The 21,154-nt window shown below is 68.7% G+C and carries 18 protein-coding genes; 10 read left to right on the top strand and 8 right to left on the bottom strand.

The features are described from left to right. Window positions 1-45 precede the first annotated feature (45 nt). Window positions 46-978: a nucleoside hydrolase gene (locus ACIA58_RS21685; protein WP_396405536.1), complete on the bottom strand. Its 933-nt coding sequence runs from the start codon at window positions 976-978 to the stop codon at window positions 46-48. Window positions 979-1,054: 76 nt separating this feature from the next. Here ACIA58_RS21685 and ftsH point away from each other — a divergent pair, with 76 nt between their 5' ends. Then, the gene (ftsH, locus tag ACIA58_RS21690; RefSeq protein WP_396405537.1) at window positions 1,055-3,094 is read left to right on the top strand and encodes an ATP-dependent zinc metalloprotease FtsH; all 2,040 of its coding nucleotides are present in this window, start codon (window positions 1,055-1,057) and stop codon (window positions 3,092-3,094) included. Between the two features lie 89 nt (window positions 3,095-3,183). On the opposite strand, the gene ACIA58_RS21695 is transcribed toward ftsH, so the two are convergent. The 3 genes from ACIA58_RS21695 to ACIA58_RS21705 are packed head-to-tail and all read right to left on the bottom strand — an operon-like array spanning window position 3,184 to window position 7,599. Then, window positions 3,184-4,617 carry a DUF4832 domain-containing protein gene (locus ACIA58_RS21695; protein ID WP_396405538.1) on the bottom strand — a complete coding sequence of 478 codons (1,434 nt, stop codon included), beginning with the start codon at window positions 4,615-4,617 and terminating at the stop codon, window positions 3,184-3,186. Between the two features lie 16 nt (window positions 4,618-4,633). After that, window positions 4,634-6,367: a DUF4832 domain-containing protein gene (locus ACIA58_RS21700; protein WP_396405539.1), complete on the bottom strand. Its 1,734-nt coding sequence runs from the start codon at window positions 6,365-6,367 to the stop codon at window positions 4,634-4,636. A 59-nt stretch (window positions 6,368-6,426) separates the two neighbouring features. Further along, window positions 6,427-7,599 (bottom strand): ROK family protein, encoded by a 1,173-nt coding sequence (locus ACIA58_RS21705; protein WP_396405540.1) that lies wholly within the window; start codon window positions 7,597-7,599, stop codon window positions 6,427-6,429. 191 nt (window positions 7,600-7,790) lie between these two features. On the opposite strand from ACIA58_RS21705, the gene ACIA58_RS21710 reads away from it, so the two are divergent. Then, window positions 7,791-8,771 carry a Gfo/Idh/MocA family protein gene (locus tag ACIA58_RS21710; protein ID WP_396405541.1) on the top strand — a complete coding sequence of 327 codons (981 nt, stop codon included), beginning with the start codon at window positions 7,791-7,793 and terminating at the stop codon, window positions 8,769-8,771. 10 nt (window positions 8,772-8,781) lie between these two features. After that, the gene (locus ACIA58_RS21715) at window positions 8,782-9,774 is read left to right on the top strand and encodes a Gfo/Idh/MocA family protein (RefSeq protein ID WP_396405542.1); all 993 of its coding nucleotides are present in this window, start codon (window positions 8,782-8,784) and stop codon (window positions 9,772-9,774) included. Here ACIA58_RS21715 and ACIA58_RS21720 read toward each other — a convergent pair. Beyond that, a complete protein-coding gene (locus ACIA58_RS21720) occupies window positions 9,771-10,676 on the bottom strand; it encodes an SDR family oxidoreductase (RefSeq protein WP_396405543.1) in 906 nt (301 codons plus the stop codon). The genes ACIA58_RS21715 and ACIA58_RS21720 overlap by 4 nt on opposite strands. An 87-nt stretch (window positions 10,677-10,763) precedes the next feature. Between ACIA58_RS21720 and ACIA58_RS21725 the strand changes: the two genes are divergently transcribed. Then, the gene (locus ACIA58_RS21725; RefSeq protein ID WP_396405544.1) at window positions 10,764-11,327 is read left to right on the top strand and encodes a helix-turn-helix domain-containing protein; all 564 of its coding nucleotides are present in this window, start codon (window positions 10,764-10,766) and stop codon (window positions 11,325-11,327) included. Here ACIA58_RS21725 and ACIA58_RS21730 read toward each other — a convergent pair. Further along, entirely contained in the window at window positions 11,284-12,510 is a 1,227-nt protein-coding gene (locus tag ACIA58_RS21730; RefSeq protein WP_396405545.1) for a low temperature requirement protein A, read from the bottom strand. The genes ACIA58_RS21725 and ACIA58_RS21730 overlap by 44 nt on opposite strands. A 137-nt stretch (window positions 12,511-12,647) precedes the next feature. Between ACIA58_RS21730 and ACIA58_RS21735 the strand changes: the two genes are divergently transcribed. The 6 genes from ACIA58_RS21735 (at window position 12,648) to ACIA58_RS21760 (ending at window position 16,692) form a co-directional block, all read left to right on the top strand. Next, complete coding sequence (locus ACIA58_RS21735) at window positions 12,648-13,403, top strand: SDR family oxidoreductase (RefSeq protein WP_396405546.1); 756 nt, start codon at window positions 12,648-12,650, stop codon at window positions 13,401-13,403. Next, entirely contained in the window at window positions 13,400-13,621 is a 222-nt protein-coding gene (locus ACIA58_RS21740; RefSeq protein ID WP_396405547.1) for a hypothetical protein, read from the top strand. Before ACIA58_RS21735 ends, ACIA58_RS21740 begins: the two co-directional genes overlap by 4 nt. Before the next feature lie 29 nt (window positions 13,622-13,650). Continuing rightward, the gene (locus ACIA58_RS21745; protein ID WP_396405548.1) at window positions 13,651-14,511 is read left to right on the top strand and encodes an RNA polymerase sigma-70 factor; all 861 of its coding nucleotides are present in this window, start codon (window positions 13,651-13,653) and stop codon (window positions 14,509-14,511) included. Between the two features lie 39 nt (window positions 14,512-14,550). Then, a complete protein-coding gene (locus ACIA58_RS21750; protein ID WP_396405549.1) occupies window positions 14,551-14,886 on the top strand; it encodes a hypothetical protein in 336 nt (111 codons plus the stop codon). Window positions 14,887-14,947: 61 nt separating this feature from the next. After that, the gene (locus tag ACIA58_RS21755) at window positions 14,948-16,021 is read left to right on the top strand and encodes an LLM class flavin-dependent oxidoreductase (protein ID WP_396405550.1); all 1,074 of its coding nucleotides are present in this window, start codon (window positions 14,948-14,950) and stop codon (window positions 16,019-16,021) included. Further along, a complete protein-coding gene (locus ACIA58_RS21760) occupies window positions 16,018-16,692 on the top strand; it encodes an NADPH-dependent F420 reductase (protein WP_396405551.1) in 675 nt (224 codons plus the stop codon). Before ACIA58_RS21755 ends, ACIA58_RS21760 begins: the two co-directional genes overlap by 4 nt. Window positions 16,693-16,773: 81 nt before the next feature. Here ACIA58_RS21760 and ACIA58_RS21765 read toward each other — a convergent pair whose 3' ends face one another. Together ACIA58_RS21765 and ACIA58_RS21770 are read right to left on the bottom strand one after the other, a co-directional pair. After that, window positions 16,774-19,605 carry a discoidin domain-containing protein gene (locus ACIA58_RS21765; protein WP_396405552.1) on the bottom strand — a complete coding sequence of 944 codons (2,832 nt, stop codon included), beginning with the start codon at window positions 19,603-19,605 and terminating at the stop codon, window positions 16,774-16,776. A 92-nt stretch (window positions 19,606-19,697) separates the two neighbouring features. Next, window positions 19,698-20,948, bottom strand: coding sequence for an ROK family protein (locus ACIA58_RS21770; RefSeq protein ID WP_396405553.1), 1,251 nt, complete (start codon window positions 20,946-20,948; stop codon window positions 19,698-19,700). Window positions 20,949-21,154 lie beyond the last annotated feature (206 nt).

Here is a 21,154-nt window from a genome sequence, read left to right on the forward strand (position 1 = left end):
ACCACCCTGCGCCACCCGATCCGCCGGGAGAAGACTCTTCCGCTGTCAGCAGACGAACGAGCTCACGGCGCCGACCATCCGGTCCCAGAACGCATCCCGATCCAGCTCGACCGCGATCCGCGCATTGGCCGGGCGCCCGGTGTAGCCGTCCAGGTCCACGACGGTTGCTCCGGCGGTCCACTCGCCTTTGGTCTCGATCACCAGATTCGCCTCGACGCAACCGACGATGGCCGGGTCGATCACTCGCGCCACGGCGACCGGATCGTGCAGCGGTGGCGCCTCGAAGCCGAACAGCTCGCGGTACGTCGACGCGAAGAACGTCATCCACTCCATGCAGACCCGTGCCAACGGCGTACCGATCCGGTCGAAGCGTGCCAGTACCTCGTCGGTCACGAGCGCCTGATGCGTGACGTTCAGCCCGCACATCGTGAACGGCACGCCCGACCGCACCACGACGTCCGCCGCCTCGGGATCGACGGACGCGTTGGCCTCGGCGAGCGGTGCGATGTTGCCGCGGCCGGTGGATCCGCCCATCCAGACGATCTCGGTGATGTTCGCGGCCAGCGCCGGTTCTTCGGAGAGCAGCCGCGCGACGTTCGTCAGTGCTCCGGTCGCCACGATCGTCGCCGGCCTCGCCCGCAGTACGTCGACCAGCAGCCCGTGCGCGGAGTACGGCGACTCCGGCACGGACGGCTCGTCCTCGAACAGCGGGCCGTCGAGGCCGGTCTGCCCGTGGACGTCGTCGGCGATGCGCAAACGGCGTGCCAGCGGCCGATCCGCACCCCGCGCGACCGGGATGTCGGCCACTTGCGCGAGGGACAGCACACGGCGTGCGTTCACGGTGCACTTGTCGACGGTCTGGTTGCCGGCCACGGTCGTCACCGCGAGCAGGTCGACGGCCGGATCGGCCACCGCAAGCAGGATTGCCATCGCGTCGTCGTGGCCGGGATCGCAGTCGAGGATCAAGGGGGTTGGCATCTGTACCGGCATGAGCCAGGGTACGTCGCTGGAGTTGTTGCTGTTTCGCGGCCGGTTCAGGTCCTATGTTGGCTTCATGAGCGACAAGGATCAGCCGCCGCCGAAGGACCAGTCCACGGCCGATCGCGGGCAGGACGCCGGCCAAGGGTCTGGTCAGGGCTCGGGACAGGGCCCTGCGCAGGGGAATGGGCGCGACGGCGCGCAGCGTCCCCCGCACAAGCCGTGGCGGACCGAGGGTCTGCCGCCCGGGCACGGTGACGGCGAGAAGCCTCGCCGGCCGCGGTGGTGGAAGTGGGCCGCGTGGATCGTCGGCGGGTACCTCGTCCTGTTCCTGCTCACGACGATGCAGGACCAGTTGGCCGGCGGCGAGCAGACGATCGCCTACACCGATTTCACCGCGCAGGTGCAGAAGCAGAACGTCGCCGAGGTCTTCGCCCGGGGCGACACCATCCAGGGCCGGCTGAAGAACGCCGCGCCGGTGCCGGGCAAGACGGATCAGAACTTCACGAAGTTCACCACCGAGCGGCCGACGTTCGCCAACGACAACCTGTACGCCGATCTGCAGAAGGGCGGCGCCACGGTTCGGGCGACCCCGGTGGTCGCGCAGCGCGGCGTACTGCTCAACCTGCTGATCTCGCTCAGCCCGTTCCTGCTGATCGCCGCGTTCTACTGGTGGCTGTTCCGCCGGCAGCGCGCCTCCGGCGGTCTCGGTGGTATCGGCGGGCTGTTCGGCGGCAGCGGCCAGCAGAAGAAGCCGGTCGATCCGACCACGGTCCGCGTGACGTTCGCCGACGTCGCGGGGATCGACGAGGTCGAGGCCGAGATCGAGGAGGTCGTCGACTACCTGAAGGATCCGGAGAAGTACCGGCGGCTCGGTGCGCGGGCGCCGAAGGGCGTGCTGCTGTCGGGAGCGCCCGGTACCGGCAAGACCCTGCTGGCGCGGGCGACCGCGGGGGAGGCCGGCGTACCCTTCTTCTCCGCGAGTGCCTCGGAGTTCATCGAGATGATCGTGGGGGTCGGCGCGAGCCGGGTCCGGGAGCTGTTCGGCGAGGCGCGCAAGGTGGCGCCGGCGATCATCTTCATCGACGAGATCGACACCATCGGCCGGGCGCGCGGCGGTGCCCGCTCGATCGGCGGGCACGACGAGGGCGAGCAGACGCTGAACCAGATCCTCACCGAGATGGACGGCTTCTCCGGCACCGAGGGCGTCGTCACGCTCGCGGCCACGAACCGCGCCGACGTACTCGACCCGGCGCTGCTGCGGCCCGGACGGTTCGACCGCACGATCACGGTGAACGCGCCGGACCAGCCGGGCCGCGAGGCGATCCTGAAGGTGCACGCGCGCGGCAAACCGCTCGCGCCGGACGCCGACCTGAACGCCCTGTCCAAGTCCACGCCGGGGATGACCGGCGCCGATCTCGCCAACCTGCTCAACGAGGCGGCGCTCGCGGCAGCTCGTCAGGGCGAGTCGCAGATCACCCAGCGCGATCTGACCGACGCGCTGGAGAAGATCCAGCTCGGGGCGGCACGCAACGTCGTCATGCCGGAGGAGGAGCGCCGGCGTACGGCGTACCACGAAGGCGGGCACGCGCTGCTCGGGATGATCCAGAAGGGCGCGGATCCCGTCCGCAAGGTGTCGATCATCCCGCGCGGCCGTGCGCTGGGCGTGACGCTGTCGACGCCGGAGTCCGACCGCTACGGGTACGACGTGGAGTATCTACGCGGCCGGATCATCGGCGCCCTCGGCGGGATGGCCGCCGAGCAGGAGGTTCTCGGCGTCGTCACGACGGGCGCCGAGAGCGACCTGGAGACGGCGACCCGGATCGCCCGCTCGATGGTCGGCCGCTGGGGCATGTCCGAGGCGATCGGCCCGGTCTCCATCCTCCCGTCCGAGGGCGACGCGCGGACCGCGGGCGTCTCGGACGAACTGCTCAACACCGTCGACGAGGAAGTCCGCCGCCTGATCGAACAGTGCTACGCCGAGGCCCGCCGCCTCCTCCGCGACAACCGCCCCCGCCTCGACTCCATCGCCGCCCAACTCCTCCTCCACGAAACCCTCGACGAACCCGACGCCTACGCCGCCGCCGGCATCCCCCGCGGCGCCCGCACCCCGTGACACGCGAACGGATATCCCTTGGTGTTGCTCCTTCTCTGGCCGTGTAAGCGGGGAGAAGGAGCAACACCAGAGGAGAACCCCTCAGGTCTCTATCTGACGATGACCGTCTGGCCTAGGTCGTTGTAGCCGGTGGTTGGTTGCCAGGTGCCGTTGTTTGCCAACTGCACCGCGTAGACGGCGTTGTAGGTTTCGGTAGAGCCTGGGAGGTGGGACTGGGACTGTAGTTTCGGGTCCGCGATGTTGAGCAGGACCTTGTACTTGCCTGCGGGGAGCTTGGCGGTCCAGTTCAGGCTGACGGTTTGGCCGGCCCCCCAGCGGCGCGGATCGGCCGGCACGTTGATGCGGTAGGTGTGCTTGGCGTTCTGGAAGACCAGCTGTACCTGGCGTGGGTTGTACGGCGCCGCCCAGCCGTCGTTCCGGATCTTCACGCCGACCTGGACCTTGCCGTGGGACTCGCTGACCGTGGACTGGGTCAGCGCGAACCGGTAGCCGAGCTTCTGCTTCGCGATGTTGATGTTGTCGCCCCAGCTCGCGAGCACGTCCGGGTGGTACTCGATGTTCAGGAACGAGAAGTGCAGCCGCGCCATCTCGGCCGAGGCCGACGGCCACTCCGAGCGCGGTGCGTCGACGCCGCACGTCTCGCCGCCCTCCGGGACGTAATTGGTGTCCTGGGCAACGAAATCCTTGTCCAGCTCGATCGGATCGCTCAGGTACGTGCCGAAGTCGTCCGGGCTGGCCAGGAAGCAGTCGTTGTGCTGCCCGATCCGGGCCACCGCCGAGCCGCTGTACGCCTGCTGCGCGGTCAATCCGCCCGCGGTACCCGTCGGCAGCCCGTACATCCGCTGCTTCATGTACGGCGTACGCACCTGGACCATCTTGTCCTTCGGCAGCGCCTGGAGCAGCGCGTCGATGACGGCCTTGCGGTCGGCCCAGTTCTGGTCCGAGACCTGGCTCGGGTCGGCCGGGTTCGAGAAGTAGTCCGTGTAGTAGCCCTCGCCCCACAGCCCGACGAAACCGGACTGGACGACGGCGATCATGTCGGCGTTCTTCCGCAGGATCGGCGTCAACTGCTTGATCTGCTTGACGACTCGCGTGACCGGCGCGTCGCCGTACGGCGTGGGCGGCGGCCAGCCGTCACCCGGAAGCGCATACGCGAACCGGACGATCATCTTCACCCCGGCAGCCCGCGCGGTGTTGAAGTCGGCCTGCATCAGGTCGAGGTAGTGCTTGTCGATCACGTCCTGCTTGGAGAACTTCTCCAGGTAGAACAGGCGCAGGATCTGGGTGATGTGCTCCTGCGTCCGGAAGTCGCGCAGCTTGGTGACGTCGAGCGGGACGTAGCCGGAGTTGTCGGCGTAGTAGTGCGTCTCGGCGTGGTGGTAGAAGCCGCGCTCCTGGTTGGAGATGTTCTCGTCGGAGGTGGTGTAGGTGACGGTGGTACTCGGCGGTGCGTGGTGCGCCATCGCGGTCTGTGCCGGGAGCAACAATCCGACGATGGCGAGACCTGCGGCAAGCCGTCTCATGGGGGATCTCCTCGAACTAGCTGACGGTGAGCGTGTGCAGGAGCGAGTTCATCCCGGTGCCTGCGTCCCAGGTGCCCTGGTTCGCGAGGTGGATGGAGTACTCGGGGCGGGTGGACAGGAGGGGATCCGGCAGGTTCAGCAGCAGGGTGTATGAACCTGCCGGAAGATTCGTGGGTAGCGTGAGCGTCTGCGACACGGTGGTCGACGTACCCGCGGTCCAGCGGCGCGGGTCGGAACTCATCGCGAGCTTGTACGTCGAGCCGGTCGACGTGTTGCGCAGTACCAGCGAGAGGTTGCGGGGGTTGAAGGGCGTCGCGTAGCCGTCGTTGTGGACGGTGAAGGAGACGGGCAGGCTGCCGCCGGCGGAGCCGGTCGCGGGGTAGGTGCCGGACTCGAGGCGGAAGCGGTAGCCGAGGTTCTTGCTGATGCCGGCGAGGCAGCCGCCGGAGCTCCACGAGTTGAGGACGGTCGGTTCGTAGTCGGTGTTGATGAACGACCAGTGGAACTGCGCGAGCTCGCCGGTCGCGGTCGGGCAGCTGGAGCGCGGCGGGTTCGACCCGCAGGTCTCGCCGCCCATCGGGACGTACGTCGTGTCGGCCTGCAAGTACGGGTACTCGACGGACGGGTTCTCGTACGTGCCGAAGTCGTCGGCGCTGGCGAGGAAGCAGTCGTTGTGGTGACCGATCCGCGACAGAGCCGAGCCGTTGTAGGCGGCGCCCGGCTGTACGGCCGTGGTCGAGTACATGGTGCGCTTGAACTTCGGCGTACGGAGCTGGATCATCCGGGTCGACGGGACGACGCTCAGGAGCTTGTCGGTGACGGCCTTGCGGTTGGCCCAGTCGGTCGAGGTGACCGTGCCGGCGTTGCCGAAGTTCTGCGTGTAGTACCACTCACCCCACGCGCCGATCAGGCCGGCCTGGACGACCGCGATGACGTCCTTGCCTGCGTTGAGGTACGGCGCCAGCTGGTCGAGGTGAGCGAGGATCCTGTCCTTGGTGGTGTCGTCGCCCGCGGTCGAGGTGGTGTACGCGAAGCGGAGCACCATCTTGAGTCCGGCCGCGCGGACCGTGTTGATCTGCTGCTGGAGCTGGTCGAGGGCGGCCTGCGCGATCGGGCCGTTCTTGTACTCGGCCAGGTAGAAGACGCACATCACCAGCGAGATGCCCTGGCCGGTGCGGTAGCTCTCGAGAGTGCTCTGGGAGAAGTCGGCTTTGTCGCAGTCACCGGTGTGGTGGTAGAAGCCGCGCTCGGGGTTGGCGAAGTTGTCGGTCGACGGTGTGTAGGTCACGGCGCCGCCGGCGCTGCCGGAGTACACGTGGGTGTACTTCGTGGAGGTCTCGAGGGGTGCTTCCACCTGGAAGATGAGGTCGGCGTCGTTCGGGGTTGCGGTCTCGCCGAGGTCGGAGCGGTTGACGGTCCACTGGGCGACTCCGCCGGTGCTGGAGAAGGTAACCGTGCGGACGAGCGCCCAGCTCCAGCCGGTGCCCGTGTGCTGGTAGAGGCTGCCGTTCTCGAGCAGGTAGTCGGCGCCGGTGCCCGCCTGCGCGAAGCCGGTCGACGGGTTGCGGTCGGTGTCGACGTACACGCGGAGGAACTGCGGGGTGCCGGTGTAGGTGAAGCGGTAGGTCACGGTCGTGGCGGTGTTGGTCGCGGACGTGCCGCTGATCGTCGCTTGGGCGGGGGAGACCAGCAGCGCGGCAAGCAGCGCACCGGTGAGGAGTGCGCTGAGCAGGCGGAACGGACGCATCATGATGCTTCCTCTCGCTGGGCGGGGCGATGGGAATAATCATGGAGTCCAGGAAAATTATGTCAAGGTCTCAGGCCGGTGGTGATCGTCGACTCCACCGCGTCGAGCGCCAGCCGGACCGCCCCGAGCGCGACCCCTTCGTCGGCGAACGCGGACACCCGGATCTCCGGCGTCCGCAGGCACCACCGATCCAGCTCCCGCCGCAGCGGCTCCACCATCACGTCCGCCGACCGCGAGAACCCACCCCCGATCACCACCAACTGCGGATCCAGCGTCAGCACCAACGCCGAGGTCCCGACCGCCAGATCACGCACGTAGTCGCGGACGGCTTGGGTGGCACCCGGATCACCTGCCCGGGCGGCGATGAACACGCTCTCGAACTCGACCGGAGCGGGGGACGAAGCCGAGGTTGCACTGGATGGCGCGGCCGGTTGCGCGGTTCCCTCGAGCCAGTTGGTGAGGTGTTCCGGGGCGCGCAGCCAGCCGGCGGCGGGGAGGGCGCCTATTTCGCCCGACCAGTTGGCGAAGCCTCGGTGGAGTTTGCCGTCGATGATCAGACCGGCGCCGGTGCGCAGGCCGGCCAGTAGGAAGACGACGTCCTTGGCGTAGCGGGCCACTCCGTGCCACGTCTCCGCGAGCGCCGCGAGTTTGCAGTCGTTTTCGACGCGGACCGGGCCCGGGACCAGGCGGCGTACGTGCGCAGCCAGGTCGACGCCGCTCCACTCCGGCAGTGAGTCGGAGAGCATGACCTTGCCGGAGCCGTCGACGAGGCCCGTGGTCGCCACGCCGGTGGACCAGATTTGGCCGGCCTCGACGCCCGCCCCGGCGAGCGCCTTGGCCACGCACCGGTCCAGTACTGCGAGCCGCTCGCGCCGGCCGGCCTCGGGTTCGACTGCGATCCGGGTCTGGCTGAGCACCTCGCCGTCGAGGTCGGTGACGAGGGCGAGCGCCTTGTGCCCGCCGATGTCGACGCCGAGCAACCGCCCGGCCCCGGCGTTGAACCGGTACCGCCGCGCCGGCCGCCCGACCGACCCCAACGCGGGCGCCACCTCGGCCAGCCAGCCGCGTCCGAGCAGGTCGCGTGCAACATCCTCGGTCGATGCGCGCGACAATCCCGTCCGTTTGGACAATTCGGTGAGCGTGAGCGGCTGATCGCCCCGCAACTCCCGCAGTACGGCGGATGCGTTGAGCTGGCGCAACCGCGAGAGATCCCCGCCGACGGGCTCCTCACTCATCGTGGCTCCTCACGTTAACCAGGACTCCTGGATAACTATAAGCACTCCGGCTGCGCACAGATCCGGCCCTGGTCTCACCGTGTGAAAGGGCGTGCCGGACCCCTGTCCAGACCTCCTGACAACGTTGTACCGTGATCTGCCGACGGTCGATCCGAAACGTTTCCGAATGCTTCCGATATGAGGAGACCAGAGTGTCCAATCCACTGAAGATCGCGACCCTCAGCTTCTGGCACGTGCACGCCGGCGATTACTCGAGGCAGGCCCAGGCGCACCCGGGGACGGACCTGGTGGCCGTCTGGGACGACGACCCGGATCGCGGCAAGAGCGGCGCCGAGCAGTTCGGCGTGGAGTTCACCGACGACCTCGACGCGCTGCTCGCCCGCGAGGATCTCGACGGCGTCGTGATCACGACCCCGACCGACGTGCACCGCGACGTGATGGTGAAGGCGGCCCGGGCCGGCAAGCACATCTTCACCGAGAAGGTGCTCGCGCCGACGGTCGCCGAGGCCGAGGAGATCATCGCCGCCACCGACGCGGCCGGTGTGAAGCTGACGGTGTCGCTGCCGCGGCTCTACCACGGCTACACGCAGGCGATCAGGGAAGTCATCGAGGACGGCACGCTGGGCACGATCACCTACGGCCGGGTCCGGCTCTCGCACGACGGCGCCATCCCGCGCGACGGTGTCGAGGGCTGGCTGCCGCAGCGGTTCTTCGAGCCGTCGACCGCGATCGGCGGCGCGCTCACCGACCTCGGCTGCCACCCGGTCTACCTCACCCAGCTGTTCCTCGGCGCACGGCCCGAGACGGTGAGCGCGACGTACCGCTCGATCGCCGAGCGCGGCCTCGAAGACAACGCTGTCGTGGTCGTCGGGTACCCGGACCAGAAGATCGGCGTGATCGAGGCCGGGTTCGCGAGCAACAACCCGTTCACGATCGAGCTGTTCGGGACGGACGGGACCCTGACGTACTCCGACGCCGGCAACGTGCTGCTGGTGAACGGCGAGCAGGTCGACGTGCCCGAGCACTCGACGGACGCGTTCGCGCAGTGGGTGGATCACATCAGCAGCGGGACCCGGGCGGACGACAACATCGCGCGCGCAGTCGAGTTGACCCGTTTGGTGGTGGCCGCCAACGAGGCCGCCAAGTCCAGCCGCGTGATCGCCTACAACTGAGGAGATGCCCATGATCAAGGTCGGACTTATCGGGGCCGGCGGGATCGCATCGGCCCACATCAAGGGGTACCGGGCGCATGCCGACAAGATCGGCGTCACCGCGGTCGCGGATGCGGTCGCGGAGACGGCGACGAAGCGCGGCGAGGAACTCGGAGCAACGCCGTACACGGACTACCGCGAGATGCTCGCCAACGAGGACCTCGACGCGGTCGACATCTGCCTGCCGCACCACCTGCACCGGGACGCGATCGTCGCGGCCGCCGAGGCGGGCAAGCACATCCTGTGTGAGAAGCCGCTCTGCCTGTCGGCCGAAGAGGCAGCCGACGTGCGCAAGGCGGTGGTCAAGAGCGGCGTGACGCTGATGTGCGCGCACAACCAGTTGTTCATGCCGGCTGTCGCCAAGGCGCGCGAGCTGCTGCAGGCGGGCACGATCGGCACCGTTTACGAAGTACGGACGACCGACAGCTTCTACAACGACTTCGACCCGAGTTCGATGGGCTGGCGGGCGAGCAGCAAGACGAGTGGTGGCGGCGAGCTCATTGACACCGGGTACCACCCCACCTATCTGATGCTGCACCTCGCCGGCGGGCTGCCGGTCGAGGCGACCGCGATGCTCTCCACGCACCGGTTGAAGTTCATGGAGGGCGAGGACTCCGCGCAGGTACTGATCAAGTTCGACAACGGAGTCGTCGGTCAGCTGGTGACCAGCTGGGCTTACCAGCCGGCCGCGTCCACCGAGCGTTTCTCCGCCGTCGGTGAGCTCGGCTCACTGACCAGCGACGGTACGACCCTGTCCTACCGCCTCCGGTCCGGCGAGACCGAGAACTTCGACTTCGAACCGGTCGACACCTTCATCGCCGAGATCGGCCACTTCGCCGACTCCCTGCTCGGCAAGACCCGCCCGCTGCACACCGAGGAGGAAGGGATCGCCGTCCTCGGCATCCTGCTGGCGGCGTACGAAGGCTCTCGCTCGAAGACCATCGCGCCGGTCCTGAAGGTCTAATCGAAGTAGAACCCCTCCGCCAGGTCCGCGAGGAGGCCCGGGTGCGTGGGCTGCCAATCGAGCAGCTCACGCGTCCGGGCTGAGGACGTCGGGCTGTTCATGGTGGCGAAGCGAGCGAGGTAGCCGAGGTACCGCGCTGCCTCGTCGGGCGTGATCGATCGCGCCGGCAGGCCGAGACCCGAACCGATGGCCTCGGCGATCGTGCGGAACTCGACGCCCTCGTCCTGGACGGCGTGCAGACGGCTGCCCGCGGGTGCGGACTCGAGGGCCAGGCGGTAGAGCCGGGCGGCGTCGAGGGTGTGCACGGACGGCCAACGGTTGGTCCCGTCGCCGACGTACGCCGAGAAGCCGTTCTGCCGGGCGAATCCGATGAGCGAGGGAGCGAAGCCGTGGTGGTCGAGCCGGCTGTGGGTGATCTGCGGCAGCCGGACGACTGACGACCGGACGCCCTTGCCGGCCAGCTCGACGACGAAGTTCTCCGCGTCGATGCGGTAGCCGCCGTTCGGATCGAAGTCGTCCTCGGTCGCGGTGCGATCCCGGACGATGCCGGCGAGCATGCCCGTGCCCGACGTACTGACCAACGGCTTGTCCGTGCCGGCCAGCGCATCGCCGATCGCCTGCAGCGCGGCGAGATCGGACGCGGCCGCGCCGGCCATGTCGCCGGCCTGCATGGCGTCGTGGCGGAACGCGAGGTGGACGACTCCGTCCGCGGCGGCTGCCGCTGCTTGCAGCCGGTCGAGATCGTCGAGGTCGCCGCGGACGGCCTCGGCGCCCCAGTCCGTCAGGCGCTTCGCCGAGTCGTCCGAGCGGGCCAGGCCGAGGACCGAGTGGCCGTTGTGCAGGAGCTCCGGCACGAGGGCGGAGCCGACGTGTCCGGAGGCTCCGGTGATGAACACACGCATGGAGGTACCTTTCGAGTGATGTCATTGACTGACATCACGATGCTACACGTTCTGATGTCAGTCAATGACATCAGCTAGGATCGACCCATGGGACGGTGGGAACCGGACGCGGCCGGGCGGCTGCGTGAGGCCGCGATGGCGCTGTACGCCGAGCACGGGTACGACGGCACGACCGTTGCCGACATCGCCGACCGGGCCGGGGTCACCGCGCGCACGTTCTTCCGGCACTTCGCGGACAAGCGCGAGGTGCTGTTCGCCGGGTCCGAGCTCCTCGAGCAGCAGATGGTCACCGCGCTGGCCGCGGCGCCGGCGGACGCGACCCCGATGGAGGCCGTCGCAGCCGCCGTCCTGGCGTCGGCCGAGTTCTTCGACGACATCCGCCAGACGTACTCACGTCGCCGGCAGGCCGTCATCAACGCGACGCCCGAGCTGCGGGAGCGCGAGCTGATCAAGATGGCCGCGCTGACATCGGCGCTCACCAACGGCCTGCTCGAGCGTGGAGTCGCCCCGGACGTCGCGGCGCTCGCGGCCGAGACCGGTGTCGCGGTGTTCCGGGTGTCCTACGAGCGCTGGGTCTCCGACCCGGACGGCGAATCGATCGTGGATGTCATCCGAGCGACGTTGAAGACGCTGTCGGGTCTGACTGCTTGACGCTCTCGTGCCAGGAGGCCACGCCGACCAGCGCGACACAGGTCGCGGCGACCAGCGCGAGGTCCGCCACGGAGCCGAGCTGCGGCGTCGCCAGCGGCAGCAACAGCAGGATCGCCACTCCCGCCGTCGCCGAACCCAGCTGCACCCGGGATGGCTCCGAGACGATCGTGTGCACGCCCCACAACAGGCCGACGAAGCAGGCGGCCGGGATGGCCACCGCGTAGCTCGCCGCGGTGGGGGAGATGTGCAGGTCGTGGCTGGTCTGCTCGACGACGACCTCCAGGCCGGCGCCGAGTGCCGCGAGCGACGCGAAGAGGCCGTAGTGCCCGTAGCCCCAGCGGTACGAGCGGTGCCGGCGCTCCTCGAGCCGCGGACCGGCCGGCTGCAGGAAGTACAGCCACCACAACGCGAACAGGATCACCAGACCGCAACCGGCGACCGCGATCAGCTCGCCACTGATCTCGGTCTCCTCGACGGCCCGCCGTACGCCGTTGGACGCGGCCAGGACCGCCTCGCCGAGAAGGATGATCGTGAACAGTCCGTACCGCTCGGCGATGTGGTGTGGATGCCAGTGAGTCGCCCGCGGCCGCTCGGCCCACAGCGGCACGGACAGCTCGAGGATCGCCAGGATGACGAACGCCGCGAGCAGCACGCCGTCCGACGCCCCGCTGTCGGCCAGGAACAGCCGAAGGAACCAGCCGACCTGCAACGCCCCGATCCCGAAGGCGTACCGGAACGCCGTACGCCGTGAGTCCGGGTCCTCGATGCCCGCACGCAACCAGAGCGAGATCAGCCCGAGCCGCATGGTCAGATAGCCGAGCGTCATGATCAGGTAGTCGCCGTGGTCCGCGGCCGCCGGGACGCCCGCGGCGAGCAGCAGCACTCCGGCCATCTGCACCATCGTCAGGATCCGGTAGGTGACGTCGTCGGTGTCGTACGACGAGGCGAACCAGGTGAAGTTCATCCACGCCCACCAGATCGCGAAGAACACCTGCAGGAACGGCAGCAGGCCCGCGCTGGCCTGCCCTTCGGCGATCGTGTGCGCGAACTGCTCGGTGACCGCGGCGACCGCGACCACGAAGGTCAGGTCGAACAGCAGCTCCAGCTGACTGGAGACCCGGTGCGGCTCGTCGATCGGCCGCGCCGTCATCCGCACCCGGATGCGGACGGTCGCGTTGGGCACAGCGTCTCCCTTCGTCAGAGGTCGTCGACAAACAGACAGCGCAGATAGCTCGGATGTGACGGGGATTGCCTGTCACAAGCCGGGTGGGTGCCCTGTCTTACCTGATGACAGCACAAAACAATCGAAGGGGTTCTGCGATGAAGATCGTCGTGATCGGCGGCACCGGCCTGATCGGCACGAAGCTGGTGGCGAAGCTCACCGAGCACGGCCACGAGGCCGTGCCGGCCGCGCCGAGCACCGGCGTGAACACCATCACCGGTGAGGGCCTGGCCGACGTACTGAAGGGCGCCGAGGTCGTCGTCGACGTGGCCAACTCGCCGTCGTTCGAGGCCGGGCCGGTGATGGAGTTCTTCAAGACCTCGACCGGGAACGTGCTGCAGGCCGAGGACGCGGCCGGGGTCCGGCACCACGTCGGGATCTCGATCGTCGGCACCGAGCGGATGCCCGACAACGGGTACTTCGCGGCGAAGATCGCCCAGGAGGAGCTGATCAAGGCCTCCGGCCTGCCGTACTCGCTGGTGCACTCGACGCAGTTCTTCGAGTTCGTCGGCCCGACCGCGGACGAGGGCACCCGGGACGACGGCAAGGTGCACATCGCGCCGGTCGCGTGGGCGCCGATCGCCGGCGAGGACGTCGCGGAGAACCTCGCGCGGGTCGCGATGGGCGAGCCGCTGAACGCGCGGATCGACATCGCCGGGCCGGACGAGTACCGGATGGACGAGTTCTTCCGCAAGGCGCTGGCGCAGCGCGGCGACGCCCGCGAGGTCGTCTCTGACGAGCACGCCCGGTACTTCGGCTCCGAGCTCAAGGAGCGCAGCCTGGTCCCGATCGGCGAGGTCACCCTGGGCAAGCTGCACTACGACGAGTGGTACGCCGCGCAGGCCGGTCGATGACGATGGGCGAGGGCGATCCTTTCCTTCGGGACCTCGAGGTCGAGGTCGAGGCCGACATCCAGCTGGACGCGGCCGGCGCCGTACCCGATGACGACGAGACCGACTGGGCGCTCGATCCGTACGAGGCGCAGGCCGAGACCGCCGATCTGAACAGCCTGCGCGGCGCGATCCGGGCCCTCGAGGGTGACGATCCGCCGTATTCTCCGGCTGGGAACTGACAGAGCTGATTACTGACAGAAGGGTGTCGATGGAGCTCGACGACGCGGTGGCGGTCTTCAACGAGGTGCGGCCGCGCCTGATGGGTATCGCGTACCGGATGCTGGGCAGCCACACCGAGGCCGAGGACCTGGTCCAGGAGGTGTGGCTGCGCTGGCAGGCGGCGGATCGAAGTACGGTCCAGAATCCGGTGGCCTACCTGTCGACGGCGGTGACGAGGCTCGCGATCAACGTGAGCCAGTCCGCGCGCGCCCGGCGGGAGACCTACGTCGGGCCGTGGCTGCCGGAGCCCGTCGACACCAGCGCCGACCCGTACCTCGGGGCCGAGCGCGGGGAGGCGCTGAGTTTCGCGGTCCTCCTCGTGCTCGAGCGGCTGTCGCCGACCGAGCGGGCGGCGTACATCCTGCGGGAGGCGTTCGACGTGCCGTACGACGAGCTCGCCACGACGCTGCAGACGACCGTGCCGGCCGTGCGGCAGCTGGTCAGCCGGGCGCGCAAACGGATCCGCGCGGAGCGACGTCACGAGGTCACCGGCACCGAGCAGAAGAAGTTGCTCTCGGCATTCGTCGCGGCGGCGCGGTCGGGCGATCTCGCCGACCTGGAGCAGTTGCTGGCCAAGGACGCGATCAGCTACTCCGACGGCGGCGGCGCCGCCCGGGCGTCGAAGTTCCCGGTGGTCGGGCGGGAGCGGGTGGCGAAGTACTACCGCGCGTTCCACGCGCGCTTCTGGGAGGGCGTCGACGTCGAGTTCGGCGCGGTCAACGGCAGCACGGCCGCGATGTGTAAGCGCGACGGTGAGCTGTTCGCGGTCTGCACCGTGGTCGCGTCGGCCGACGGTATCGACGAGGTGCTGTGGATGATGAACCTGTCGAAGCTCACCGCCGTCGCTTGAGCTGGAGGAGAAGTGTTCAAGCGAGGCGATCATGCTGTCGTGCACCGGTTCGCGACGGCGTGCCGAGCCGGTAGTGCCGCTGCGATCCGGAGTCTGCTGGCGCCTGAGGTGATCGCGGTCAGCGACGGCGGCGGGCAGGTGTTCGCCGCGGCGGGTGCGGTCCGCGGGGTCGCCCAGGTCGCGCAGTGCGTGAGCGAGCTGCTCGGCGTACACCCGGACCGGGCGCTGACCGTCGAGGCGGTCAACGGCCAGCCGGGCGTCGTGCTGCGTGGCGTCGACGGGGTCGTCGCCGTCGTGAGCCTGAAGGTGACGGGCGCGAGGGTTGCCGCTGTCTGGATCGTTCTGAACCCGGACAAACTGCGGCACTGGGTCTGACCCTCTCTCGGGAATGAACACCCCTGGTCTGGTGTTGACGTGTCAACCTAGACTTGTTGTGGTGAGCGGACAGGAGAGTGGCGACATGGCCGAGTTGGCCGAGCTGGATTTCGGGCTCGACACCTTCGGGGACATCCCGGTGGACGACAGCGGCGCGCCGGTGACGGACGCGGCGGCGATCCGGCAGGTCGTCGACGAGGCGGTACTGGCCGACCAGATCGGCGTGAACGCGATCGCGCTCGGTGAGCACCACCGGCCGGAGTACTCGATCTCGTCGCCGGAGACGGTGCTGGCCGGCATCGCGACCAAGACGTCGAACCTCAAGCTCGGCTCCGGCGTGACCGTGCTGAGCTCGGACGACCCGGTGCGGGTGTTCCAGCGGTTCGCCACCGTCGACGCGCTGTCGAACGGGCGGGCCGAGGTGATCCTCGGGCGCGGCTCGTTCACCGAGTCCTTCCCGCTGTTCGGGTACGACCTGGCCGACTACGACGTGCTGTTCGAGGAGAAGCTGCAGCTGTTCGTGCAGCTGCTCGACGAGAAGCCGGTGACCTGGGAAGGCACCGTCCGCGCCGCGCTCGACAACGCCGACGTCTATCCGAAGACCGAGTCCGGGCGGCTGAAGACCTGGGTCGGGGTCGGCGGCTCGCCGCAGTCCGTCGTACGCACGGCGTACTACGGGTTGCCGCTGATGCTCGCGATCATCGGCGGGGCGCCGGACCGGTTCGCGCCGTACCTGGATCTGTACAAGCGGGCGGCGGAGCAGTTCGGCACCGTTGCGCATCCGGTCGGGATGCACTCGCCGGGGTTCGTCGCGGAGACGGACGAGCTGGCGAAGGAGATCTACTTCGAGCCGTACAAGGTGATGCGGGACCGGATCGGGGCGCTGCGCGGCTGGCCGCCGTTGAAGCGCGAGGAGTTCGAGTCCGAAATACTGCACGGATCGATGTACGTCGGCTCGCCGGAGACCGTCGCGCGCCGGATCGCCGCTGCGGTGAAGACGCTGGGGGTGTCGCGGTTCGACCTGATCTACTCGGGTGGTCCGCTGCCGGTGAGTGCGCGGATGAAGGCCGTCGAGTTGTACGGCACGAAGGTGATCCCGCTGGTGCGGGACATTCTCGCGGAGGAGTCGCAGTGACGACGATCGGGATCCTGGGGGCCGGCAAGGTCGGGACCGTCCTGGCCCGGCTCGCGGTCGCTGCCGGGTACCGGGTGCTGATCGCGGGGTCGGGTGAGGTCTCGAAGATCGCGCTGATCGTGGAGGTTGTCACGCCGGGCGCCGTCGCGACGACCGCCGCGGAGGCGGCCGCCGAGGCCGATGTGGTGATCCTCGCGCTGCCGCTCGGGAAGCACCGGACGATCCCGGTGGACGCGTCGCGCGGGAAGCTCGTCATCGACGCGATGAACTACTGGTGGGAGGTCGACGGCATCCGCGATGACCTCACGGACCCGCGAACGTCGTCCTCCGAGCTCGTCCAGGAGTTCCTGCCCGGGTCCCGCGTCGTCAAGGCCTTCAACCACATGGGCTACCACGACCTCGACGAGGGAGCTCGCCCTGCGGGAGCGCCGGACCGCAAGGCGATCGCGATCGCCGGCGAGTCCGTCGACGCGGCCGAGGTGGCGAAGCTCGTCGACGCGCTGGGCTTCGATCCGGTCCTCGCCGGCTCGCTCGCCGAGGGCAAACGCCTCGAGCCCGGCACCGAACCTTTCGGCGCGAATGTCGCTGCAGCCGAACTACGCGAAATGCTCGCCCGCTTCCCCGAAACCGTCAAAGGCCAAGAGGTAGCCGCGGCCCGCGCTGCCGCGTAACTTCCCAAGCCCAGCGTCTTTGGGCACCCACCAACCGTTCGTCCGCGGACCTTCTGGTTGGTGGGTGCTCAAAGACGGCTGTCAGCCGAGCGAGATTCGGTCCAGGTCGGGGGCAGCATCCTCGGTGTTGTAGATGCGGATGGTGTTGGTGCCCGCGGCTAGGTGGATGGGGAGTTGGGTTGTGCGGACTGTGGTGTTGCCTACGTCGGTGACTGAGACCTCGGTGGGGGCGGCGTTGTTGACGGAGACGAAGTACGACTTGGTGCCGTTGACGGTGTAGTCGAGGTAGAGGGAGTAGTCGCCTTCGGTGGGGACTGTGACGTCTGGGAAGACGACGTGGGCGTCATCGGCACCACCTAGGTTGCGGACCTTCTGGCCGCCGGAGCATGCGCCGCAGCTGGTGATGCCGGCGGAGCCGATCTGGTTCAGGGAGCTTTCGGCTTCGCGCCTGAAGATGCGGTCGGCGGGGCGGATCTGGATCGGTACCGTCTGCGAGACTTTGTGGGGCAGGCCAACGGTGTCGAACGTGACGTCGATCGGGACCTTCGCGGCCGTCGAGCCGGTGAGGGTCCAGGTGCCGGAGATGGTCTGGCCCAGTCGGAGGCGGGATGCGGTGACCGGGGCGCCGGTGACGGTCCAGCCCGCTGGGGCGGTGGGTGCCATTCGGATGTTGTCGACGGCGTCCTCGTCGAGACGGAGATTTGCCGTGACGGTGACCGACTGCTCGCCGGGGCCGACCCAGACGATGCCTGACGGTTTCACCGTCATGGTTGTCTTCGGGATGTACGACGCGGGCGGGAGCGGGCCGACCGTGATGCGGTCGACGGGCGAATCACCCGTGATCTGGACAGTGTTGGCGCCGGCCCGCAACTGCACGGGAAGGGCAATGCTCGTGGGTACGTCGGGGTTGCCGGCGTCGAGCGTGACCCGCACCGGAGGACCGCCGTTGGCGCGCACGCTCAAGGCGCGGTCGTGGGTCGGCAGCGCGGTCAGCTCGAGTTTGTAGGACCCGTCTGCGGGAGCCTGGACGTTCCGGTAGGTGACTCCGCCGACCACCGCGGCGGACCCCGAGCAGGCCGGGCATGGCCGTACATGCGTCCCGTGAACCGACTCGGCCTCGAGCGGGAGCGAGTTGTGAAGCGCCTTCGGATAGGCATATCCGACCCGGATCTCGTCGATCTTCAGCTTCCCGAAGTACGTCGGGGACTGCGCGCCGGCCCAGGTGTTGAGTACGTCCAGCTTGATGTACCGCGCAAGTTGGTTGCCGATGTCAATGAACTGCACGCCTCGACGGCTTGGCATGGCGGCGGCGCTCACCTGTTTCCAGTGCCGTCCGTCGAGGCTGACCGACACCTTGTAGTCCTTGATCCGCGCGGAGTCCTCAGGGCGGCCGAAGGATTCGCGTGCGTGGGTCGGGGACCACTCGGTCTGGTTGACCGCCAGGTACGTCGCCAACCGAGGCCGCTCGAGGTCGAGCGTCATCGAGACGGGGAGCTGCCCGTCGGCGTCCCAGTACGACGGGTAGCTGCCGTCCACCAGCGCAGCGGCGGGATGCCCAGCGGCGGAGGACGAAGCAGTTGCCTTGAGCATGCTGTTCGGATACACCCCGGTCTGTCCCGCGGTGGTGACCTTGAAGACGGTGTCGTACTGGTCCCACGTGCTGACGCCGAGGATGGTCAGGTACCCGCCGGACTGGTTGAAGCGGAAGGACCGCCCCGTCCGGACATCGCTGACCGACTTCACCGCGTACCCGTTGTCCCGCAACCGAACCAGGTCCTGCGACACAGGCTTGGTCAGCACATGGACGTACTGCGTGTCGCCGGACAAGGTGATCACGCCGTGCGCCCCGTCGTTCCAGAACCCGGGCTGCATGCCGCCGTACATGTAGCCGCCGCCCTGCGTCTTCGCCAGCGACGAGACGATCGGCGGCAACCATCCCGCCATGAAGTTGTTGAAGGCGACCTGCTGCGGCGGGAACTTCCCGTTGACCATCGCGGTCTCGGCCATCAGCGACTTGATCGACGAGCCGGCGTTGGCGACGTACCGGCCGACGCTGAGGCCGTAGTCGACCTTGCCGTCGCTCCCGTCGTACCACCACTGGCCGGTCGTCGGCAGCTTGTAGTCGGCCTCGGTCAGCCGCGGCATCGGCGTGAACGTCGCCTGCGGATAGTCGTACGCCGGGGTCATGCCGGTCTTCTGCTCGTTGCTGACCGTGTCCATGATCGGCGTGTCCTCGTTGTTGTTGCTGAGCAACCACGAGGGCCGTTGCTGCCGGATCTGCTCGTACAGTCCGTGCTGTTCCCAGTATTCGTTGTCGTTGTCGATCCAGAACCCGGACAGGTCGGGGTACTTGTCCATCACCTCGTGGAACAGGTCGTAGCTGTACATCCCGAACCCTTGCCGCGTGGTCAGGTCGACCTGCTGACCCTTGTACGCCGAGTACGCGGCCGAGTCGAGCGTCTCGACACCGGGTACTTCGTTGTGCCACTGCGGGTCGTCGGTCATGTAGAGCAGCACGTGCACCCCCTTGGCCTTGCCTGCGGCAACCAGCTCGCCGAGGAAGTCTCGTTGCGTGGAGCAACTACCGGGGATCTTCGACGGCCACGGCCGGGCGTACCCCAGGCGGCTGTGGAAGGTCGCGAGCACGATGTACGACGCGTGCAGCTTGAGTGCCTCGTCCACCCAGTAGTCGGCGCTCCAGCCGCCGGCGGTGACGTCCCGCTCCCAGGCGGCGCAGTCGGTATGGCGGGGCGCGGTGAACATGCCCCAGTGCAGGAACAGGCCGGCGGTGGAGTCGCGCAGCCACTGCTGGCGCGGGTTCTCCACTTCGGCCCGGGCCGTGGAGGTCACCGACAAGAGGGTGCCCAGTAGGGCGAGGACGAGCAGGACGATGCGGGGGAGTCGCAGGGCCATCGGTGATCTCTCACTTCCAGCTGGGCGGAAGAATTACGGCAACCAGATTGCCTATTCAGAGATCCGATCTTTCATCGGCCGACCCCGCCCGGTCAAGACCCCGGCACCGCCAGGAGTTCCGCGACCACCGCGCCCAGCGCCATCCGGGCCGCGCCGAGCGCGACCGAATCGGCGCCCATCGTGGAGCTGACCACCTCGATCGGGACCAGCGTCAGCTTCGCCAGCTCGCGCCGGAACGGCTCGGCGATGATCGCCCCGCCGCGCGACATCCCGCCGCCGAGCACGATCACCTCGGGGTCGACCGCCAGCGCGAGCACGGCCGCGCCGCGAGCCAGCACCTCGGCGAACTCGATCAGTACTTCGAGGCTGTCCGGGTCCTGCCGCGCCGCCGACGCGATCACCAGCTCGCCCTCGTGCCCCGCGCCGTACGGCCCCGCGTGGGAGCGACCCGCCGCGCGGGCGTTGCTCGCGGCCTCAGCTGCCGCCAGCTCGGCACCGCGGGCATGCAGTCGCTCCATCGCCGCGGCCCAGCCCAGCGCCGGGAAGACGCCGATCTCGCCCGCTGCGCCGTGCCGGCCTTGGTGCACCTGGCCGTCGATCAGGACGCCGGCGCCCGCCCGGTGGCCCGCGAACATGTAGACGATGTCCCGGTACTTCCGCGCCGCCCCCTTCCAGTGCTCGGCGAGCGCGGCCAGCTTCACGTCGTTCGCCACCGCGACCGGCTTCCCCAGCCCCGCCGACAACTCCCCGGCCACGTCGATCTCAGTGAATCCGGGCAGCGAGTACGGCGCCAGCGCCGAGCCGACCGGTCCCTCGCGGACGTCGTGCACGCCCTCGCCGGCCCGCAGCGCACCGGTGACGCCGCACGCGACGCCGGTGATGTCCGAGGGGGCGATCCGCGCCTGCGACCAGCTCGCCTGTGCGGCGTCGATCGCGGCGCGGACGCGGTCACGGGCCTCGAGCGAGGGGTCCAACGAGACCCGATGGGTGGCGAGCGGGTTGCCGCGCAGATCGGTCACCACCGCCATCGCCTTGTGCGCGCCGATGTCCAGGCCGGCGACGTACCCGGACTCGGCGCGGAACCGGAAGTGCCGGGCCGGTCGCCCGGCCGCGCGCGTCGACGACGGCGTGCGCGGCGCGGAGGTCTCCTCGACGCGCCCCTCGGTGAGCAGCTCGGAGAGCAGGTCCTCGGCGGTCGGTCTCGACACCCCGACGACCGCGCGCAGCTCGCGCAACGTCAAGGACTCCGCCGCGAGGAACGCGCCGAGCGCCGCGGAGAGGTTGAGCCTGCGCAGCAGCGACGAATCGCCCGTGCGCGCGTCGGGGGCTCGATCTTGACTCATCCGATGAATCGTCCTTATGGTCGCGCCGATATTGCCAACTAGCTTGCGTATTCAGGAAATCATAGTGCCGTCGAGAGGGACCGTGATGAGATCGCGGTTGACGGTCACCCTGGCGGCCCTTCTGACGGTAGCGCTTGCCGGCTGCACACAGGGCGGCAAACCCGCCGACAGCAAGAACAGCGGCGGCACGGTTGAGCTGACGATGC

Origin of the sequence: Kribbella sp. NPDC051586 (assembly GCF_044453965.1) — a bacterium.
Lineage (GTDB): Bacteria > Actinomycetota > Actinomycetes > Propionibacteriales > Kribbellaceae > Kribbella.